This window comes from Streptomyces kaniharaensis, assembly GCF_009569385.1.
GTDB classification, from domain to species: domain Bacteria; phylum Actinomycetota; class Actinomycetes; order Streptomycetales; family Streptomycetaceae; genus Kitasatospora; species Kitasatospora kaniharaensis.
The window spans coordinates 5270838-5287407 of sequence record NZ_WBOF01000001.1 but is presented as its reverse complement, the minus strand read 5'-3'; the positions used below and the strand labels follow the sequence as shown (position 1 = coordinate 5287407).

The window sequence follows — 16570 nt, the reverse complement described above, 5'->3', positions numbered from 1 at the left end:
GCTACCGCACCCCGGCCGCCCCAGGCCCCCGCGGGGCGCCGCTCGGCCTCGTTCCGTCGTCACCCGAGCGCTCTCCGCTTGCGTCTCCCCCGCGCGGGCCGTCCCCAATCCCCCGATCCGGTCCGGTCACCGCCTCCTCCTGTCCTGTCACGCCGTCCTGTCACGTGCCCCGGTAACGGTCCACCACCGAGGTGAACTCCCCGGCCAGGGTCTTCGTCACGGGCACCCCCTCCAGCCAGCCGAGCAGATCACCCAACCCGACCTCGCACACCACCCGGACCCTGACGGTCGCGACCGCGCCGCCCGGCAGTTGCAGCTCCCCCGGGGTGACCTCGACGGCCAGGTCCCGGCAGTACACGCCCTGCTGCTTCAGCGACCGCTCGACCGTCTTCCGGGCCGGCTCCTCCATCCCGTCGAAACTGCGCCCCATCGACGCCGTCCGGGCGGCGGAGCGGGCCGCCGCCTCGACCGTGCCGGACGTGGTCTGCAGGCGCCCGGCGGCGATGGCGATCAGCACCAGCCCGACCACGTACGGGGCGACGATCGCCGCCTCCACGGCCACCCCGCCGCCGTCCGGGCGCCGCCGGAACCGGAACGCAGGCCCGCGCCCGCGCCGGAAGCCGCGCCCGGTCACGGCGCCGCCGCCGGCGGGACGAAGCGCTCGCGCGGCGCCTCGGCGAACTGCGTGATCCTCGGCGCCGACAGCCCGGGAACCAGCAGCGTCGGGGTCAGCCGGACCGTGACCCGCACCAGTTCCGGCGTGCTGCCGTCGGTGCTCACCTGGTACGAGCCGCTGCCCTGCCGGTGCAGGAAGTCCTCCGCCTGCCGCTGCGCCGCGGCGTCCTTCACGGCGTCGGCCGCGTTCCCCTGCGTCCGGCCCGCCTCCACGCCCTCGCGGGCGGCGGTGAGCGCGACCTGCCGCGCGTACCACCAGAGCGAGGCCTGGACGACCAGCAGCAGGAGCAGCAGGACGACCGGGAAGACGACGGCCAGGCTCAGGCTCATCGCTCCCCGGTCGCCACCGCGACGAACATGACGTCTCATCAGGTTGCCGCACTGCCCGGGTACTTCGGGTCCTGCTCGACCTTGGTCGAGACCTTCTTCTGCAGGATCACCAGCGAGGCCGCGACGGCCCCGGCGACGACCACCAGCGCGATGATGGCCAGGGCGAGTTCGATGCTGATCGCGCCGCGGTCACCACGGGCCCGGGCGGCACGCAGCCGGCCGAGCCGGAAGGTGAAGAGCAGCAGGGCGAACTGGACCGGCAGGAGCACCGGCCTGAGCCACAGGCCTGCCAGGTACGTGAGTCGTGCGGCCACGCGTGCGGTCAGTCGCGTGCTCGGTCCAGTGTCCGGTCGTACGGCCGGTCGTACGGTCATCGGGGTCTCCAGGGGTGAGGTCGGTGGCAGGCGCTCGCCCGGTGGACGGGCATCAGGCGAGCATCTGGTGGAGCGCGGGAAAGACGATCAGGACGGTCATCAGCAGGGTCAGCGCGGACCCGGGCGCGACCATCCGCTCGCTGTCGGCGTTGGCGCGGGCCAGGTCCTCCGCGAGCAGTTCGCCGCGCAGGCCCTTGGCGCGGGCCCGCAGGGTGTCGTACACGGCGGCGCCGTCGGTGCCGGACAGGCGCATGATGTCGGCGACGTCCTGGAGCGGGGTGAGGCCGAGTTCGGCGGCCAGCGCGTCCAGTCCGGCCCACGGCGGCAGCCGGTCGGTGGCGGCCCGGTCGAGGGCGTCGCGGATCCGCAGGAACACGGTGCCGCGTCCGACCGAGGCGGCCCGGCGCAGCGCCTCGGCGGGCCCGCAGTCGGCGGCCCGTTCCAGCGCGACGAGTTCGAGGTAGGCGGCGATGCCGTGCAGGTACTCGGTGCGCGCCTCCTTGGCCTCGCCGCTGACGATGGCGTCGGGGACGAACCAGAGCAGCGCGGCCAGCAGCGGCCCGGCGACCAGCGGCATGGCGAACGGCAGGGCGATGCCCGTCAGCGCGGCCATCGCGGCGAGGTAGGCGGGCAGCATCAGGCCAATCACGGCGAACAGCAGCTTGTGCACCATGAAACGGGCCGGGGTGCGGCCGATCAGGGCCAGTTCGCGGTGCGGGACGCGCACTCCGCGCAGGGTGACGGAGCGCTCGCCGACCCGGTCGTACCAGCGCGGGCGCTCGTCCGGGTCCTCCGGCCGGTCCGCGGGGGCGCGGTGCAGCCGGTCCAGGGCCTGGCGCAGGTCCGGTGGCGCGGGCCGCAGTTCGGAGATCAGCAGGGCGAGGCCGCCGGCCGCGACGGCGCCGGCCAGAACGGACCAGGGGGAGATCACCGGGCCTCCCGCAGCAGTTCGGACGGACCGTCGGCGGCCTCGTCGCGGGCGGGCCGGTGGCGGCCGGTACGGCTGCGCCGGTCGGCCACCAGCAGCCGGGGCACCGGCGGGTGGGCGGCGAGCGCGCGCATCCAGGCGATGATCGCCACGAACAGCGCGGCCACGACGGCGAGCACGATCTGCCCGACCAGCGTGCTGTAGGGCCGGGTGTAGTCGGTGTTGAACGCGCCGATGGTGACGACCAGCGTGATGATGCCGACCAGCCAGCGGATGGTGGTGCGGTGCTTGGCGCGGTCGGCCTCGATGGCGCGGCGCTGGCGGACCTCCTCGCGCACCGAGTCGGCCATGTCGGCGAGCGCGCGGGCGAGGCCTGGGCCGCTGTCGCCAGCGCGCAGGACGAGCGCGGCCAGCACCTTGTCGGCGGTGGCGTCGGCGAGGCTGTCGGCGAAGGCGCGCAGCGCCTCCTCGGGCCGCCAGCGGGCCTGCAGCCGGGCGGCGAGCTCGCCGATCTCGTCCTCCAGGGCCGCGGGGGCGGTGCGGCGGCTGGTGACGATCGCCTGGTTGAGGCCGACGCCGAGCAGCAGCACGTCGGCGATGCGCTGGGTCCACTCGGAGAGCGCCTCCAGGCGTTCGATCCGGTGGGTGTCCGAGCGGGTGGTGTCGAACAGCCAGGGCAGGCCGAACACGGCCAGTGCCGCCAGGAGGGCGGTCAGCGGCACGCCGGTGAACAACCAGGCCAGCGGCCCGCCGAGGAGCGCGAGCGGCAGCTGGATCCGGCGCAGCCGCACCATCCGGGCGGGGGCGGTACCGGGTGCGCCGTACCAGAGCACGTGGGCGCGGCCGGCCAGTGGGTTGTCCCGCTCCTCGCCGTCCCCTCCGTCCTGGTCGTCCGCCTGCTCACTGCCGCGGGCCCAGGCCACCAGCGCGACCAGCCCGGCCGCGACCAGCAGCCCGCACAGCACGAAGAGCAGCATCATCGGGTGCCACCGCCGATCCGCAGCTGGAGCGGGGCGGCCCAACTCCCGTACCGGGAGCCGAGCAGCGAGGCGTCGAAGCCGGCACGGCGCAGGTCGTCCAGACACTGCGGCGGGGTGTGCGGGACGGCCCGCGGCTCGCCGAGCTCCGGGCGCGGGCCGAACACGGTGTTCAGCGCGGGCCGCCCGCTCTCGCCGAGGCCGGTGACCTCCAGGACGTGCGAGACGAAGCGGTGCCGGCGCCCGCCGACGGCCGTCTCGTCGACCATGGCGACGTGCACGATCAGGTCCAGGGCATTGGCGGTGAGCCGGTAGGCGAGGGCGTCGGTCATGTGCGAGCCGTACTCCAGGCAGAGTTCGGCGATGCGGTCGACGACCATGTGCGGCCCGCGCGCGTGCAGGGTGCACATCGAGCCGCCCTCACCGTTGGTCATGACGCGCAGCATCGGGACGACCTCGCCGGAGCGGACCTCGCCGACGATGATCCGCGAGAGCGTCATCCGCAGGGCGGCCGGGATGAGGTCGCCGATCGTCAACTCGCCCGCCAGGCGGCCCTCGACGCGCTCGCCGTTGCCCTCGCGGGCCTCCATCGGGACGACCTGGCGCAGGTGGCCGAGGGTGTGCAGCCAGAGCTCGAACTCCGATTCCAGGGTACCGATCCGCTCGTCCGGCGGGATCTCGGCGGCCATCGCGCGCAGCAGGCTGGTCTTGCCGACGCCCTGGGTGCCGGTGATCATCACGTTCTTCCGGGCCCGGATCGCCGCGGCCAGGAAGGCGGCCAGGGTGCCGTCCAGGGTGCCGAGTTGGACCATCTCGGGCAGCGTCGCGGAGGCCACCCGGTGGCGCCGGATCGCCACGTACGGGCGGGGGGTCACCTCGGTGAGCGCCTGGAGGCGCATGCCGCCCTCCAGGCGCAGGGCGAGGGTCGGGCTGGCGGTGGAGAGGCTGCGCTCGCCGCCGCCGTGCTGGCGGGCCAGGTCCTGGAGCAGCTCGACGAGTTCGGCGTCGCTGTCGGCCACCGGCGGGACCTGGCGCAGCGGTTGGTGCACCCGGGAGACCCAGACGTCGTCGCAGCCGTTGATCAGGATGTTCTCGATCTCGGGGTCGTCCAGGTAGGGCTGGAGCCGCCCGGCCCGGAACAGCAGGTCGAAGACGGCCTCGGCGAGCGCGCGGTCCTGCTCCCGGGTGGGCGGGATGCCGTGGGTCTGCGCGTAGGCGTCGGACCAGCGGGCGACGGCCTCCTCGATCAGCGCCCGGCCGCGCTGGCGGCGGGTGGCGCGGTCCGGCTCGGCGCCGGAGCCGGCGGTCAACCGCGTGATCTGCTGGTGCAGTTCGGCCGCGACCTGGCGCTTGAGCTCGCGGGCCACCTGCGGGTCGACGGCCGGCCGGGTGGCGGCGCCGCGCAGGTCGAGCGACGGCAGCTGGGACGGGACGGCGGTGGGCGTGGGCGCGGTGGGTGTCGGCGCGGTGTACGCCGTCGGCTGGGGCGCGGCCGGCCGGCCGTCGGACACGGCCTGCGGGCGGACCGGGCCCGGTTGGAGCAGCGGCGCCGACCACGGGAGCGCGGCCGGGTCGGCCGACGGGCGCTGGTGCAGGGGGCTACCGCGCACGGAGCACCTCCCCGGAGCCGTAGGGCCGCCCGTTCACCGGAGCCCCGCCCTGGTCGTCGGCGGCTTGGTTCGGGTGCTGCTCCGGATACGGGCCCTCGTGCGGGTACTGGACCTGCTGCGGGTACGGGACCTGCTGGTGCGGTTGGACGGGGCCCGGGAACGGAGCGGGTGCGGCCGGGTGCGGAGCCAGCCCGGCGAGCGGCGCCACCGGGCCGGTGACGATCACCGGCGGGACCGGCTGCGGCGGTGCGTACGACAGCGGTTCCCCCTCGGGCCCTGACGGCGACGGCACGGGTGACGTCATCGGCGTTGCCGCCGGTGAGGCCATGGACGGCGGCACCGGCGCCGGAATCGGTGACGGAATCGGTGACGGTGACGGAACCGGCGGCGCGATCCGCCCCGGTACCGGCTGTACCGGCGCGGCGGACGGCGCAAGCCGCTGCCGCCGCCGGCGCACCGCCAACTGCACCTCGTCCGCCGCCGTGCGCGCCGTCCGCATCAGCTCCGAGCGGATGAACCGCCGGTCGGTGACGTCCCCGCCGTCGGAGAGCACCCGCGCGGTGCGCACGGCGTGCGGCAGCAGCCCGAGCACTGGCAGGCCGAACTCGCGCGACACCTCCGCCGCCGAGTATGGCCCCTCGGCGACCAGCAGCAGCCCGAGCGCGTCCGCCCCGGTGCCGGCCGCCGCCAGGTCCTCGGCGAGCGCGGACAGCCGGGGCCGCGCCGAGCTCAGCCCGCGCAGCGTGGTCCGCACGGTCACGGCGACCACGTCCGCCCGGCGGGCCAGCACGGCGCTCGGGCCGGTGGCGCCGGAGCGGCCGAGGTCCACGATGACGTCGTAGCCCTGCTGTTCGAGCCCGTGCAGCACCTCGGCGAGCGGCTCCCAGGTGTAGGCGAGGCCGGGCGCCTGGGCGGGGTCGGTCAGCCCGGGCAGCAGGAGCCGCTGCGCGGTGCCCTCCGGCGAGAGGTCGATCAGCTGCTCCCAGAGCGTCTGGGCGAGCAGTCCGCGGCGGTCGGCGATCGCCAGGTTGCGCAGCCCGTACACCGCCTCGACCCGGCCCTCCAGGGCGCCCGCGAGCACCGCGCCGCCGTCCGGGTCGGCCTCGACCAGCACGATCCGGCGCCCGGGCGGCAGCGGCCAGGCCAGCAGCAGCGCCAGCGCGGTCGTGGTCGCGCCGGGCGCGCCCGGGCCGCCGGCCACCGCGATCACCGCCATCAGGCCCCTCCCGCCGCGGCGGTGGGGCTCGCCCCGGCCGTGGGGGCGCTGCTCGCCGTGCCGGACGGAGCCGCGGAGGGCGCCGCGCCGCCGCCGGCGGCCGCTCGGGGGGCCAGCAGCACCTGGATCCGCCCGCTGGCCACCCACTGCGCCAGCTTGGTGCCGTCCGCCGCGGCGACGGCCACGTCGAGCACGAGGCTGCCGTCGGTGTCCGGCCGCCCCACCGTGATGACCGTCGCGGTCAGCGAGTCGGACCGGCCGTTGTCCGGGGTGTACACCAGGACGACCTGCATCCCGGGCTGGAGCCGGGAGGCGGGCAGCTGGCTGCGCCGGGCCGAAACGCCGACCACGATCTGGCCCGGCTGGACGGACAGCGTCTGGGCCAGATCCCCCTTGGTCAGCATCGCGCCGCGCTTGAGGTCGGTGGCGGCCCGCATGCCGATCGCGCCGGCCCGGTCCTGGGCCGACACCGGGCGCAGCACCGGGTCGCTCGCGATCCGGGCCACGACGAGGTCGTCGTCGGTGATCACCTGTCCGTACGGGACGTCGCGGGCGAGTGCGAGTACGGCGACCCGCTGGCCGGTGCTGTTGTAGAGGACCGCCCCGCCCAGCCCGCCGGCGGCGATCAGCGCGACCGACATGGCCAGCACCGCCGGACGGCGCCGCCGGGCCCGCAGGGTCCGGGCGGGGGCGTGCGGGGTGGCGCGCCCCTTGGCCCCGCCCTTGCCCTGGGGCGAGCCCTGGCCCTGCTCCGGGACGGCCACGGACACGGCGGTGCCTGCGGGTGTGCCGGATCCCGGCGTCGCGTACGTACGGTTCTCCACCGGGTTCCGGCCTTTCGCGTGTCGTCGTGCGGCTGCGTTCGTCGTCGTGCGGCTCTTCGGGTGTGCTGGCGTGGGTGTGCTGGCGTGCCGGGGCGGTCAGTTGAGGACCTGCACCTCGGCGACCTTGAGCCGGAAGCTCGCGTTCTGCGGCATCGGGATCTCGAACTTCCTGGTGTTCAGGCCGGTGACGGTGACCTCGCCGACCCAGTTCGCGGTGGCGTTCACGGTGAAGGCGCCGCCGGGCTCGCCCGCCGAGCCGGTCGGGAACTCGAAGCCGCAGTCGGGCGACTTGGCCGCGCCGTAGGCCGGGTCGTACGGCGTGCCGGGCCTGTCGCACGTCACCGAGTACTTCTCGCTGAAGTTCCAGAGCACGCTCTTCAGCCTGGGCGTGACGGTGACGGTGACGCCCTGGAGCGTCAGGGACATCTGCTGCGGTGCCTGGTGGCCGTTCACCCAGAGCCAGACCGGCGACTTCACGACGGCCGTGCCGAGCGGCGCGGCGGCCGGTGCGGGGGCCGGGAAGGGCATCCTGTCCTTCAGAATCTGCATGGCCATCGCCCGCGGATCCGGCGGCGGCGCGGCCGGCGCCGTCTCGTGGAACTCGATCTCGGCCGGGCCCCACCCGCCGCCCTGCGGACAGGACGGCAGATACAGCGCGCCCTCCGACGGCTTGTGCCCCTTCCACGCGGGGTCGCCGGCCGGCTTGTCGACGGTGGTGTAGTAGCAGCCGGTGCTGTTGCTGAACCAGCCCATCTCCGGGTCATGGCAGGGATGTTCCACCCCGTGGTAGCTGCACAGCAGCGGGCCGTCGCTGCTGCCGCCCCCGCCACCACCGCCTCCCCCGCCACCGCCGGTGGGCTTGTTCGCCCCGCCGTTGACGCCCCCGCAGATCACGGTCGGGGCGCACTGCTCGGCTCCTCCGCCCGGCGGTTCGTCCGCGATCGCCGGGACCGCCGACGTCAGCAACAGCCCCGCCGATAACGGCGCGAGGAGTGCGAATCGTCGTGCCGGGTTCCTGGTGTTCAGCATGTCCGGTCCGCCTCCCGCTTGAAGTCGTAGATCAGCCAGCGTGCCTGGAACCAGCGCAGGGATGCCGTCGCCACGTAGCGGTTCACCCGCCCCACCGGTTCCCTCTCCGCCTTGGTGACGGCGTCCACCCGGCGCCAGTCCGACACGTCGAGGCAGTCCTCGATCACCGCGGTCCGCGGATCGGCCTTCAGGTCGACCGCCGTGACGGCGGCGGAATTGCGCGGGGCACCGGCCATCACCAGTTTGGTGTCGTGGAGTTGACGGAGTCCCAGGAGAGTGTCGGCGAGAGCCTTGCCGGAGGAATACGTCTCCAGAGCGATTCCGTCCGAATCCGTTCGCCCGAATGCGTCGGCCTGGGCCTGCCACCAGTCCTGATAGGTCTTCAGGGCGAGGCGTCCGGCGGATCCCTCGGGCCCGCTGGTCGGCGCGATCCGGGCGTTTACGGAACCACCCGAAGGAGTTACCGGGTTCACCCCCGCAACCGTGGGCGCGCCCGTCCCGAGACGATCCACGGAACCGCCGGCACCGCTGCTCGCACAGGCACCCAGCAGCATCGCCAAGACCACCCCACCGACCCCAACCGCCCCAGGGCGCAACACATTTCCGCGCTGCCTCATCGCCCCACCTCATCGCGACCGAACCCGATCGAGTTCCGTGGCCGCCGGAAGAACTCCGCCGTCCCACCGATGTTTCCGCGGGGCATCGATTCTTCGCCAACCCACCCCATCACGGCAACACCTCGGGCCCCCTGACCTTACGCGGAAGGCGGATCCGTCGGGGCGCTTTCGCGCCACAGAACAGCCAACAGTTCTTCCGAAAGCGACAATCCGGCCAATGCGCCCCGCACCGCCGCGCGATTGCGCATCAACAGGCGCCCGCCCTCCGGCGGAACGAGCAGGCGCGCGCCCGGCGCACCCGAACTTCCGGCCGGTTCCGCGCCGTTCAGCAGCGCCGCAACGGCCGGTTGCAGGTCCAGCGGGCCTACGGCGGCGGGAGCGCCCGGCAGGCCCTGGCGCAGCACGGCCGTCAGGGCGCGGCTGAACGAGCCCTCGCCACCCGGTAGTACGGCGTCCCGGCCGCGTCTGCCCGGGGTGTAGCGGCCTATCCGGCCCCAGAGCGGGACGCGCGAGTAGCTCAGCAGTTCGCCCGCGCTTTCCTCGCCGCCGCCGCGCTCCAGCGCCGCCCAGGTGTCCCGGTCGGCAACCGCGTCGACCAGCAGCAGCGCCTCCTCCTGGTCGCCGTGCACCATCGCGCTGACCACCCAGTCCCAGGCCAGGCCGCGCCGGTAGGCGTTGTCGGCGGTGCTGCCGCCGGTCACCAGGGCGAGCCGGCGCCCGCGCGGGTCGGCGACCAGCTGGCCGACCAGGCAGACCAGCAGCCAGCGGCCCGGGTGCTGGGCCCCCGAACGGACTGCGGTGAGCATCGCGTTGGCGTCCGCGTCCGGCTCCACGGAGGTGACCCGGCAGCCGCCCGCGCCGGCGTCGAAGAACATCCCGGGCAGGACCTCGGCCAGCAGCCGGGCGCCCTCCGGCGCGTGCGCCGAACCGCCGAAGCCCCGATCGGGGCCGCCGTCCGCCCCGATCACCACCAGATCGACCCCGCCGACCATCCGCACGCCCCCTCCTCGCCGGCCCCGGCCTCCCGGGGCCGCCCCGCCGGGGCAGGCTACCGCTCACGGCGCCCGCCGACGGGGCTCCCGGCCCCACCGCTCAGGGACCATGGGCCCTGTCGGCCCGCGCGCCGGCCGGAGGACCATCGGGCGCATGGAGTGTGACGACCGTGTGGAAATCCTGAGCGAGACCGAGTGCCTGCGCCTGCTCAGCACCGTGCCCGTCGGGCGCGTGGTGTACACCGAGCACGCGCTGCCGGCCGTCCTGCCGGTCTCCTTCGAGGTCGCGGACGGGCGGCTCCTGCTCGCCGTGCGCCGGGGAAGTTCCACCGCGCGCGGGCTTGACGGCACGGTGGTGGCCTTCCAGGCGGACCTGCTGGACCCGGTCACCCGGACCGGCTGGAGCGTGCTGGTACACGGGCGGGCGGACGTGCTGGGCGACCCCGAGCAGCTGCGGCGGGCGCTGCGGTCCGGGCTGCGGCCGTGGGTGGGCGATCCGGAGCCGATGTTCGTCGCGCTGGTGCCGGAGCTGGTCAGCGGGCGCCGGCTGCGCCCGACCGGGCGCGGGGTACCGTGCTTCTGATTCGTGCGCTGTGCAGTCACGCCTCGTACAGGTCCTTCTGTTGCCGCACCTTCTGAGGGTGGGTTCTCGGCTCGACTCCTGACAGGTACCGGCGGGTAGGCATACGCTGCCCGACGTCCTGATCACCGGGCCACCCGGCCCGTCCCCCCTCCAGGAGCGCATCGTGACGAGCTTCGCCTCCCTCGCCGACCTCACCGCCGCCGTCGGCACCGAGCTGGGCACCAGCGAGTGGCACACCATCGAGCAGCGGCAGATCGACCTGTTCGCCGAGGCCACCGGCGACCACCAGTGGATCCACGTGGACCCGGAGCGGGCCAAGGAGAGCCGGTTCGGCTCGACCATCGCGCACGGCTACCTGACCCAGTCGATGATCCCGGTGCTCGCCAAGGAGTGCTACAGCGTCGAGGGCGTGCGGATGGCGCTGAACTACGGCTCGGAGAAGGTGCGCTTCCCCGCGCCGGTGCCGGTCGGCACCGCGATCCGGGCCACCGCCGAACTGGTCTCGGCCACCGAGGTGCCGGGCGGGGTCCAGGCCGTCGTGCGGTTCACCATCACCAGCGCGGAGAGCGCCAAGCCGCACTGCGTGGCGGAGACGATCACCCGCTTCTACGCCTGAGGCGCCTGAGCGCCTGAGACGCCTGAGCACCTCCGGGTCGTCGTACGGCCGCCCGTACGCCGATTGGCCCGCACGGGGCCCTTCACCAGGTCCGAACGGCTCACGGCGAGTAATCTCCGACGAGATGGTTGTCGCACCGCACCGGCCTCACCGCCGGCGGTGCGTCCCCGGGCATGCCCGGTAGCCGTGACCGTCCCTGGAGGAACCGTGCCCCGCACCGTCTCGTGGTTCTCCCGCCTCGCCGGTCTGAGCTCTCAGCTCGTCCCTCCGTCCACCGGCCCCGGCACCGGCCTGACCGGGCCCGGCCTCGCCGGGCTCCCCCGCGCGGCCTGGCACCGGGTCCGGACCGACGCCTTCGGGGCCGAGCCGCGCGGCGAACGGCTGGCCCGGGTCCACCGCTCGCCCCAGTTCGCCGACGGCGCCTTCCGCAACCCGCTGCCCACCCGCCGCCTGGTGTACGAGCGCAGCCCGCTGGAGATCACCCGGGCCCAGCTCACCGGCGACAAGACCCGCCGCGCCCCGGCCGCCGCCGTGCCGGTGCACCGGCTGCTCCCGGTCGACCTGGCCACGCCGCCCGACTCCGGCCTGCGGCTCACCTGGCTCGGCCACGCCACCGTCCTCGCCGAGATCGGCGGGCGCCGGGTGCTGCTCGACCCGGTGTGGGGCGAGCGCTGCTCCCCGTTCGGCTGGACGGGCCCCAAGCGGCTGCACCCGGTGCCGCTGCCGCTGTCCGAACTCGGGCCGGTGGACGTCGTGGTGGTCTCGCACGACCACTACGACCACCTCGACATGGGCACCATCCGCGCCCTCAACGGGACGGGCACGGTGTTCGCCGTGCCGCTCGGGGTCGGCGCGCACCTGGAGCACTGGGGGGTGCCGGCCGAGCGGATCGTCGAGCTGGACTGGTGGGAGTCCGCCGAGGTCGCCGGGCTGACCCTGACCGCCACGCCCGCCCGGCACTACTGCAGCCGCGGCCCGCGCACCAGCACGCTGTTCCTGTGGGCGTCCTGGGTGGTGGCCGGCGGCGGGCACCGGATCTTCCACAGCGGGGACACCGGCTACTTCCCCGGCTTCGCCGACATCGGCCGGCGGCTCGGACCGTTCGACGCGACGATGATCCAGGTCGGCGCGTACAGCGACTTCTGGCCCGAGGTGCACATGACGCCCGAGGAGGGCGTCCGGGCCCATCTGGACCTGGGCGGCGCGCTGCTGCTGCCGATCCACTGGTGCACCTTCAACCTCGCGCTGCATCCGTGGGAGGAGCCCGCCGAGCGGGTGGTCACGGCGGCCCACGCGCTGGGTGCCCGGCTGGCGGCGCCCCGGCCGGGCAAGCCGTTCGAACCGGTGGACCCGCCAGCGCTGCGACTGTGGTGGCGGGCGGTCGCCACCGCGCCGCGAGGCACCGAGCCGCCGGGCCGGGACGGGCGGGCGCTGCCGGAGCGGGAGCGGGAGCAGACGCGGGCGGAGGCGCAGGGAGTCAGCGAACAGATTTCAAAATCTGTCGGCTGAAATCTGTTCGCTGAAATCTGTCATCTGTCTTCTGTCATCTGTTACCCGCGCAGCCGCTACCTGCCACCCGCCAGCACGTCCCGCAGCGCCCGGGCCTCCTTGACCACGCGGCCCGACCCGGCCGCGGCCGCCGTCGCCGTCACCTCCTCGATCGGGCCGCGCGCGCCCGTCCGGCGGGCGCAGTCGGCCGCGATGGCCACCAGGTCGCCGAGACCGCGCGTGATCCGGTCGCCGGCCAGCAGGGCGGGCAGCGCGGCGGCGAGCACCGACCAGACCGTCCCGTACGCGCCCGTGCCGGCTGCCAGCGAGAGCGCCGCGGCGAGCCGGGTGGGCTTCACCGCGCCGCAGTCGACCAGCGCGCCCAGCTCGCGCCCGAGCAGCGCGCCGTCGAGGTCGCCGCGGGCGGCGAGCACGAGGAACGCGTCGACGGCGGCCGTGCGGTCCTCGGTGTGGCGGGCGCCCAGGCCGTACGCGACGACCAGGTGCAACGCGAGCCCGGCCGGGCCGCCGGCCTCGGCGAGGACGGGCAGCAGCCGCCCGGCGCCCCGCTCGTCGCGGTCGGCGGCGGCGGCGAACAGGTCGAGCCAGTGGGCGGACAGCTCCTCCCGGCGCCACGGGAGCATCGCCACCCAGTGCGCGGTGGGTTGCCAGCTCCACATCGAGAGCTTCCGGGCCCGGTCGACGCTCGGCTCGGTGGCGGCCAGCAGCGCCCTGAACTCGGCGTCGAGCCCTTGGCCGTCCGGGCCCTTCGGCCCGTCGCCGATGCCGGGCTGGGCGACCGCGACCCGCCGCAGGGCCTCCCACCAGCGCTCGCCGTAGAAGTGGCTCGGCCGCGAGCTGCGGGACGGCGCGAAGATCACCCGCTCGGACGGCTGGGCGGGCAGGCCGCCGGTGCGTATCCAGTGGGCGGCCCACCGCCCGGCCGGCGTGGTCAGCGCCTCGGCCGCGCGGAGCACCTCGCCGTCCGCGGCCGGCCCCACCCGCAGCAGGGCGGCGCACAGGTCGGCCTGGCCCGGCGTCACACCCGCCGCCTCGTACCCGGCCAGCCGCTCGACCAGCACCGCGGCGTCCAGCGCGCCGGTCGCGTCCGTCGGTGTGGCCAGCAGGTAGGGGGGCTTGGTGGAGGTCACCTGCCAGGCGGCCTCCTCCAGCCTGGCGGCGAACACCCGGCCGTACACGGTTTCGTGTCGGCCGCTCAACGGCGAGCGGCTGTCGCCGTCCGGGCAGTCCCGTGGCCGGCGCGTCGAAACCCGCCCGGCCACCGCCACCGCGACGTAGAGGACGTCCCGCGGCCCGCAGTCCTGCCAGCGCGTGCCCCCGTACCACGGGTGCACCCGCAGGACCGGCTCCAGCGCCTCGACGAGCGCGGCGCGGTCCTCGCACGCGTGCCGGACCAGCCCGTCGAGCACGCGCTCGAAGACCGCCACCTCCGGCTCCTGCGAGGCGAGCAGCGCGGACAGCTCCTCCGCGACCTCCACCGGCGACGCGATCGGTACCCCGAGCGGGAGCGGTTCGGGGGCGGGCGGCAGCAGCTCGCTCCACCCGGTGTCCGGGTCGTCCCCGCCGACCGGCGCGCCGAACAGCTCGCCCGCACGCGGGTGGTGGACGGGGTTCAGCGCCTCGGCGGCGAAGCGGAGTTCGGGCAGCACCGCACTCCCGGCCGCCTTGAGGTGACGGGCCACGACGTTCAACGCCCGCTCCTGGACGCCCGAATCCGCGTACCCGAAGGCCTCGGCCGCGGCGAGCACGACCGTGCCCGCCCGCTCGGGCGAACGCCGGGCAGCCTTGTCCAGCCATCCCAACTGGGCGCGCACCAGCTTCTTCTCGGCCCGGAACAGCACCACCGCCGAGGCCTCGCCCAGCAGTTCGGGCTCGATCAGCCCGGCCTCGTCCAGCCCGGCCAGCACCTCCTGGGCGTACCCGGCGAGCACCGACAGCCCGTCCAGCAGCGCCACCAGGTCCCGCGCGCGGGCGGCGTACTCCTCGGGCGTGAGCGCGAGGGCGCGCAGCATGTCAACGAAGATCCGCTGGTCGGCGGGCTTTCCGCCGCGCAGCAGCCGGGCCAGGCAGCGGTCGATCAGGTCGGCCCGGTCCAGCACGCCACTCTCGGCCAGCTCGGCCATCGCCCCGACCCAGGCCTCCTCGGGGCGCAGGCCGAACCACCCGGAGAACATGTCGCCGATGTCGGCGAGTTCGAACATCCGGGGCAGCAGCACCGGGGCGAACGGGTCGGCGCGCAGCACCTCGACGAGCACCGGGCGGGGGCCGGAGCCGCCGGTCTTCTCCCGCATCCACTCGCGGACGAACGCCTCGCTCTCCGGCACCGCGCAGCCGGTGCGCCGCACCACCGACGCGATCAGCGGGTAGAGCGTCCAACCCCAGCGGGGGGCCGGCCGGGCGGCGAGCCGGGTGACCACCTCGGCCTGCCACTCCACCGGCTGCGCCTCGACGACTTCCGCCACTTCGGAGGGCAGGCGCCCGACGCGACCGCTGAGGTCCCGGCCGCCGATCCACGTCGCGGCCCCCGCCGCGCCCGCGTGACACCCGGCGCCGGCGACCAGCAGGGCACTCGCCCGCGCGCTCGCCACCTGCGACCAATCGCCCCGGATCGCCGCGCGCATGGCCTTCAGCCCGGGCAGACACGCCCGCCGCTGTATCGGATCCAGCGCGGCCACGAGCTTCGGAACGCCGGACGAGAGCCCCGACCGGACGGCGTCCAGCAGCTCCCCGACCGGGTCCGCGGCCTCCGACGACTCCGTCACGTCGCCCGTCACCGGATCCTCCACCGCACTCACGCTCCGGCCCCTTCGGTCTCCCGCACGATCCCGACCGCGAGCGCGTGCTTGCACGGCCCGCGCCCGCCGCGGTACTTGGCCCACCAAAGGCAGGTGCAGCTCACCCGGCCCGCCTCGTCCGTCCGCACCCGCTGGACGTGGTCGTCCACCGTGACGAGGGCCGTGGCGCCGCCCTCCTCCAGCCGCACCGCGCCCGCCGCGACGAGCGCCCGCGCGGCCCGCAGCCGCGGGTTGGCCGCCTCGGCCCGCCCGGCGTCGTACGGAAGCTGCCGGTGGAAGTACGCGGCCTCGGCGGTGTCGTAGCCGATCTGCCCGGCCGTGCCGAGCCGGGTGAGCGCGGCCCGCACCCGCTCCGGGGTGAGCCCGGACTGCTCGGCCAGGTCGGCGATCTCGATCCGCGGCTCCCAGGCGAGCAGCACCGCGACGAACTCGGCGTCCTGCTCGGCGGTGCCGGTGGCCAGGGCGCCGAGCACTCCCCCCTCGCCGGAGAAGCCGCGGGAGGCGTCGGGCGACAGGGTCAGGGTGAGCCGCATGCCGGGCAGCACCACTTCCCACGCGGACGCGGCGGGGCCGGAGGCGGCCGCGGGCCCGTACACCCGCAGCGCGAGCGCGTGCCGCAGCACCCGCTGGAGCGCCACCAGCCGCTCGGGGCCGGGCAGGCAGACGGCGCCGGGCACCGGGCGGGTGGTCGGCCGCAGGGTGCGCCCGGCCGGGACGACCCAGCCGACGCTGCTGCGTCCGCCGCGCGGCAGCGAGCGCAGGAAGCGGACCGCCTCGGCGGCGGGCAGCTCGGCCCGCAGGTCGAAGCCCGCGGCGGTGACCTGCGTCTCGGCGAAGCCGCGCAGCCAGCGCTCCGGCAGCGGCACCTTCTTCTCGACCAGCGGCCCGTCGAAGGTGGTGACCTCCAGGGCGTCCGGCCCGACCGCGAGGTGCAGCGGATCGGCCGGGCCGATCCGGGTCAGCGCCTCCCGCAATGGGTTGTTGACGTCCACGTTGGTGGTGCCGTGGCCGATGTCGTCGCCGTCCAGCCCGGCCTGGAGCACGTCGAGCCGGGCGTAGACGCCGCAGCAGCCGGAGAAGGACTCGAAGCGCAGCCGGTCCCCGTTGGCGGTGACCACCGGGTCGAGCGAGGCGCGCAGCTGCGGCTGGTAGTAGCGGGCGGCGGCGACGTCCGCGACGGCGAGCAGGGCGGCCGCGGCCGGCGCCGGGTCGGCGAGGAAGCCCGCGAAGAACCGCGGGTTCGCCGCCGCCCCGAGCGGGGTGGCGCCGCCGGAGGTGGCCAGGTCGAGGCGACGGCCGTCGACACCGTCGAGGACGGCCGAGGGGCGCAGATAGGCGTACGCGTGTGCGGATTGCGTCATGCCGAGCACGCTAGGTGAGGGCACTGACAACCCATCGGCCGGCACCAGCGACTGAAACAGGTTCTACAAGACGGCTAACCTCCTGAAGGTTACCCAGGTCACACCGCCACACGGTTGGCTTCTGCCACTATGGG

Annotated in this window: 16 protein-coding genes; 3 read left to right on the top strand and 13 right to left on the bottom strand. The window is 75.1% G+C overall.

What is annotated here, in order from left to right; genetic code table 11:
• Positions 1–160: 160 nt before the first annotated feature.
• From F7Q99_RS23710 to F7Q99_RS23660, 11 genes are all read right to left on the bottom strand, one after another.
• Positions 161–634 (bottom strand): TadE/TadG family type IV pilus assembly protein, encoded by a 474-nt coding sequence (locus F7Q99_RS23710; RefSeq protein ID WP_153464575.1) that lies wholly within the window; start codon positions 632–634, stop codon positions 161–163.
• Positions 631–1005: a TadE/TadG family type IV pilus assembly protein gene (locus F7Q99_RS23705; RefSeq protein ID WP_230210303.1), complete on the bottom strand. Its 375-nt coding sequence runs from the start codon at positions 1003–1005 to the stop codon at positions 631–633. Before F7Q99_RS23705 ends, F7Q99_RS23710 begins: the two co-directional genes overlap by 4 nt.
• Before the next feature lie 38 nt (positions 1006–1043).
• A complete protein-coding gene (locus tag F7Q99_RS23700; RefSeq protein ID WP_326847029.1) occupies positions 1044–1319 on the bottom strand; it encodes a hypothetical protein in 276 nt (91 codons plus the stop codon).
• Between the two features lie 112 nt (positions 1320–1431).
• Positions 1432–2310, bottom strand: a complete 879-nt coding sequence (locus F7Q99_RS23695) for a serine/threonine-protein kinase (RefSeq protein ID WP_153464571.1) — start codon at positions 2308–2310, stop codon at positions 1432–1434.
• A complete protein-coding gene (locus F7Q99_RS23690; RefSeq protein WP_230210302.1) occupies positions 2307–3287 on the bottom strand; it encodes a type II secretion system F family protein in 981 nt (326 codons plus the stop codon). Before F7Q99_RS23690 ends, F7Q99_RS23695 begins: the two co-directional genes overlap by 4 nt.
• A complete protein-coding gene (locus F7Q99_RS23685) occupies positions 3284–4894 on the bottom strand; it encodes a CpaF family protein (RefSeq protein WP_326847028.1) in 1611 nt (536 codons plus the stop codon). The genes F7Q99_RS23690 and F7Q99_RS23685 overlap by 4 nt, the downstream gene beginning before the upstream one ends.
• Positions 4884–6110: a hypothetical protein gene (locus F7Q99_RS40470; protein WP_195911153.1), complete on the bottom strand. Its 1227-nt coding sequence runs from the start codon at positions 6108–6110 to the stop codon at positions 4884–4886. The genes F7Q99_RS23685 and F7Q99_RS40470 overlap by 11 nt, the downstream gene beginning before the upstream one ends.
• Positions 6110–6934 (bottom strand): SAF domain-containing protein, encoded by an 825-nt coding sequence (locus F7Q99_RS23675; protein WP_153464569.1) that lies wholly within the window; start codon positions 6932–6934, stop codon positions 6110–6112. The genes F7Q99_RS40470 and F7Q99_RS23675 overlap by 1 nt, the downstream gene beginning before the upstream one ends.
• 96 nt (positions 6935–7030) lie before the next feature.
• Entirely contained in the window at positions 7031–7963 is a 933-nt protein-coding gene (locus F7Q99_RS23670; protein WP_153464567.1) for a hypothetical protein, read from the bottom strand.
• Complete coding sequence (locus tag F7Q99_RS23665; RefSeq protein WP_153464565.1) at positions 7957–8523, bottom strand: hypothetical protein; 567 nt, start codon at positions 8521–8523, stop codon at positions 7957–7959. Before F7Q99_RS23665 ends, F7Q99_RS23670 begins: the two co-directional genes overlap by 7 nt.
• Positions 8524–8717: 194 nt before the next feature.
• On the bottom strand, positions 8718–9578 hold the full coding sequence (locus F7Q99_RS23660) for a hypothetical protein (protein ID WP_153464564.1): 861 nt from the start codon (positions 9576–9578) through the stop codon (positions 8718–8720).
• Positions 9579–9726: 148 nt separating this feature from the next.
• On the opposite strand from F7Q99_RS23660, the gene F7Q99_RS23655 reads away from it, so the two are divergent.
• The 3 genes from F7Q99_RS23655 to F7Q99_RS23645 all read left to right on the top strand — a co-directional run bounded on the left by F7Q99_RS23655 (position 9727) and on the right by F7Q99_RS23645 (position 12280).
• Entirely contained in the window at positions 9727–10155 is a 429-nt protein-coding gene (locus F7Q99_RS23655) for a pyridoxamine 5'-phosphate oxidase family protein (protein ID WP_153464562.1), read from the top strand.
• Between the two features lie 163 nt (positions 10156–10318).
• Complete coding sequence (locus tag F7Q99_RS23650) at positions 10319–10771, top strand: MaoC family dehydratase (RefSeq protein ID WP_326847027.1); 453 nt, start codon at positions 10319–10321, stop codon at positions 10769–10771.
• Positions 10772–11062: 291 nt separating this feature from the next.
• Complete coding sequence (locus F7Q99_RS23645; RefSeq protein ID WP_153466550.1) at positions 11063–12280, top strand: MBL fold metallo-hydrolase; 1218 nt, start codon at positions 11063–11065, stop codon at positions 12278–12280.
• Between the two features lie 56 nt (positions 12281–12336).
• On the opposite strand, the gene F7Q99_RS23640 is transcribed toward F7Q99_RS23645, so the two are convergent.
• Positions 12337–15075 carry a DUF7824 domain-containing protein gene (locus F7Q99_RS23640; RefSeq protein ID WP_153464558.1) on the bottom strand — a complete coding sequence of 913 codons (2739 nt, stop codon included), beginning with the start codon at positions 15073–15075 and terminating at the stop codon, positions 12337–12339.
• A complete protein-coding gene (locus F7Q99_RS23635; RefSeq protein WP_153464556.1) occupies positions 15072–16436 on the bottom strand; it encodes an SWIM zinc finger family protein in 1365 nt (454 codons plus the stop codon). The genes F7Q99_RS23640 and F7Q99_RS23635 overlap by 4 nt, the downstream gene beginning before the upstream one ends.
• Between the last annotated feature and the right edge of the window lie 134 nt (positions 16437–16570).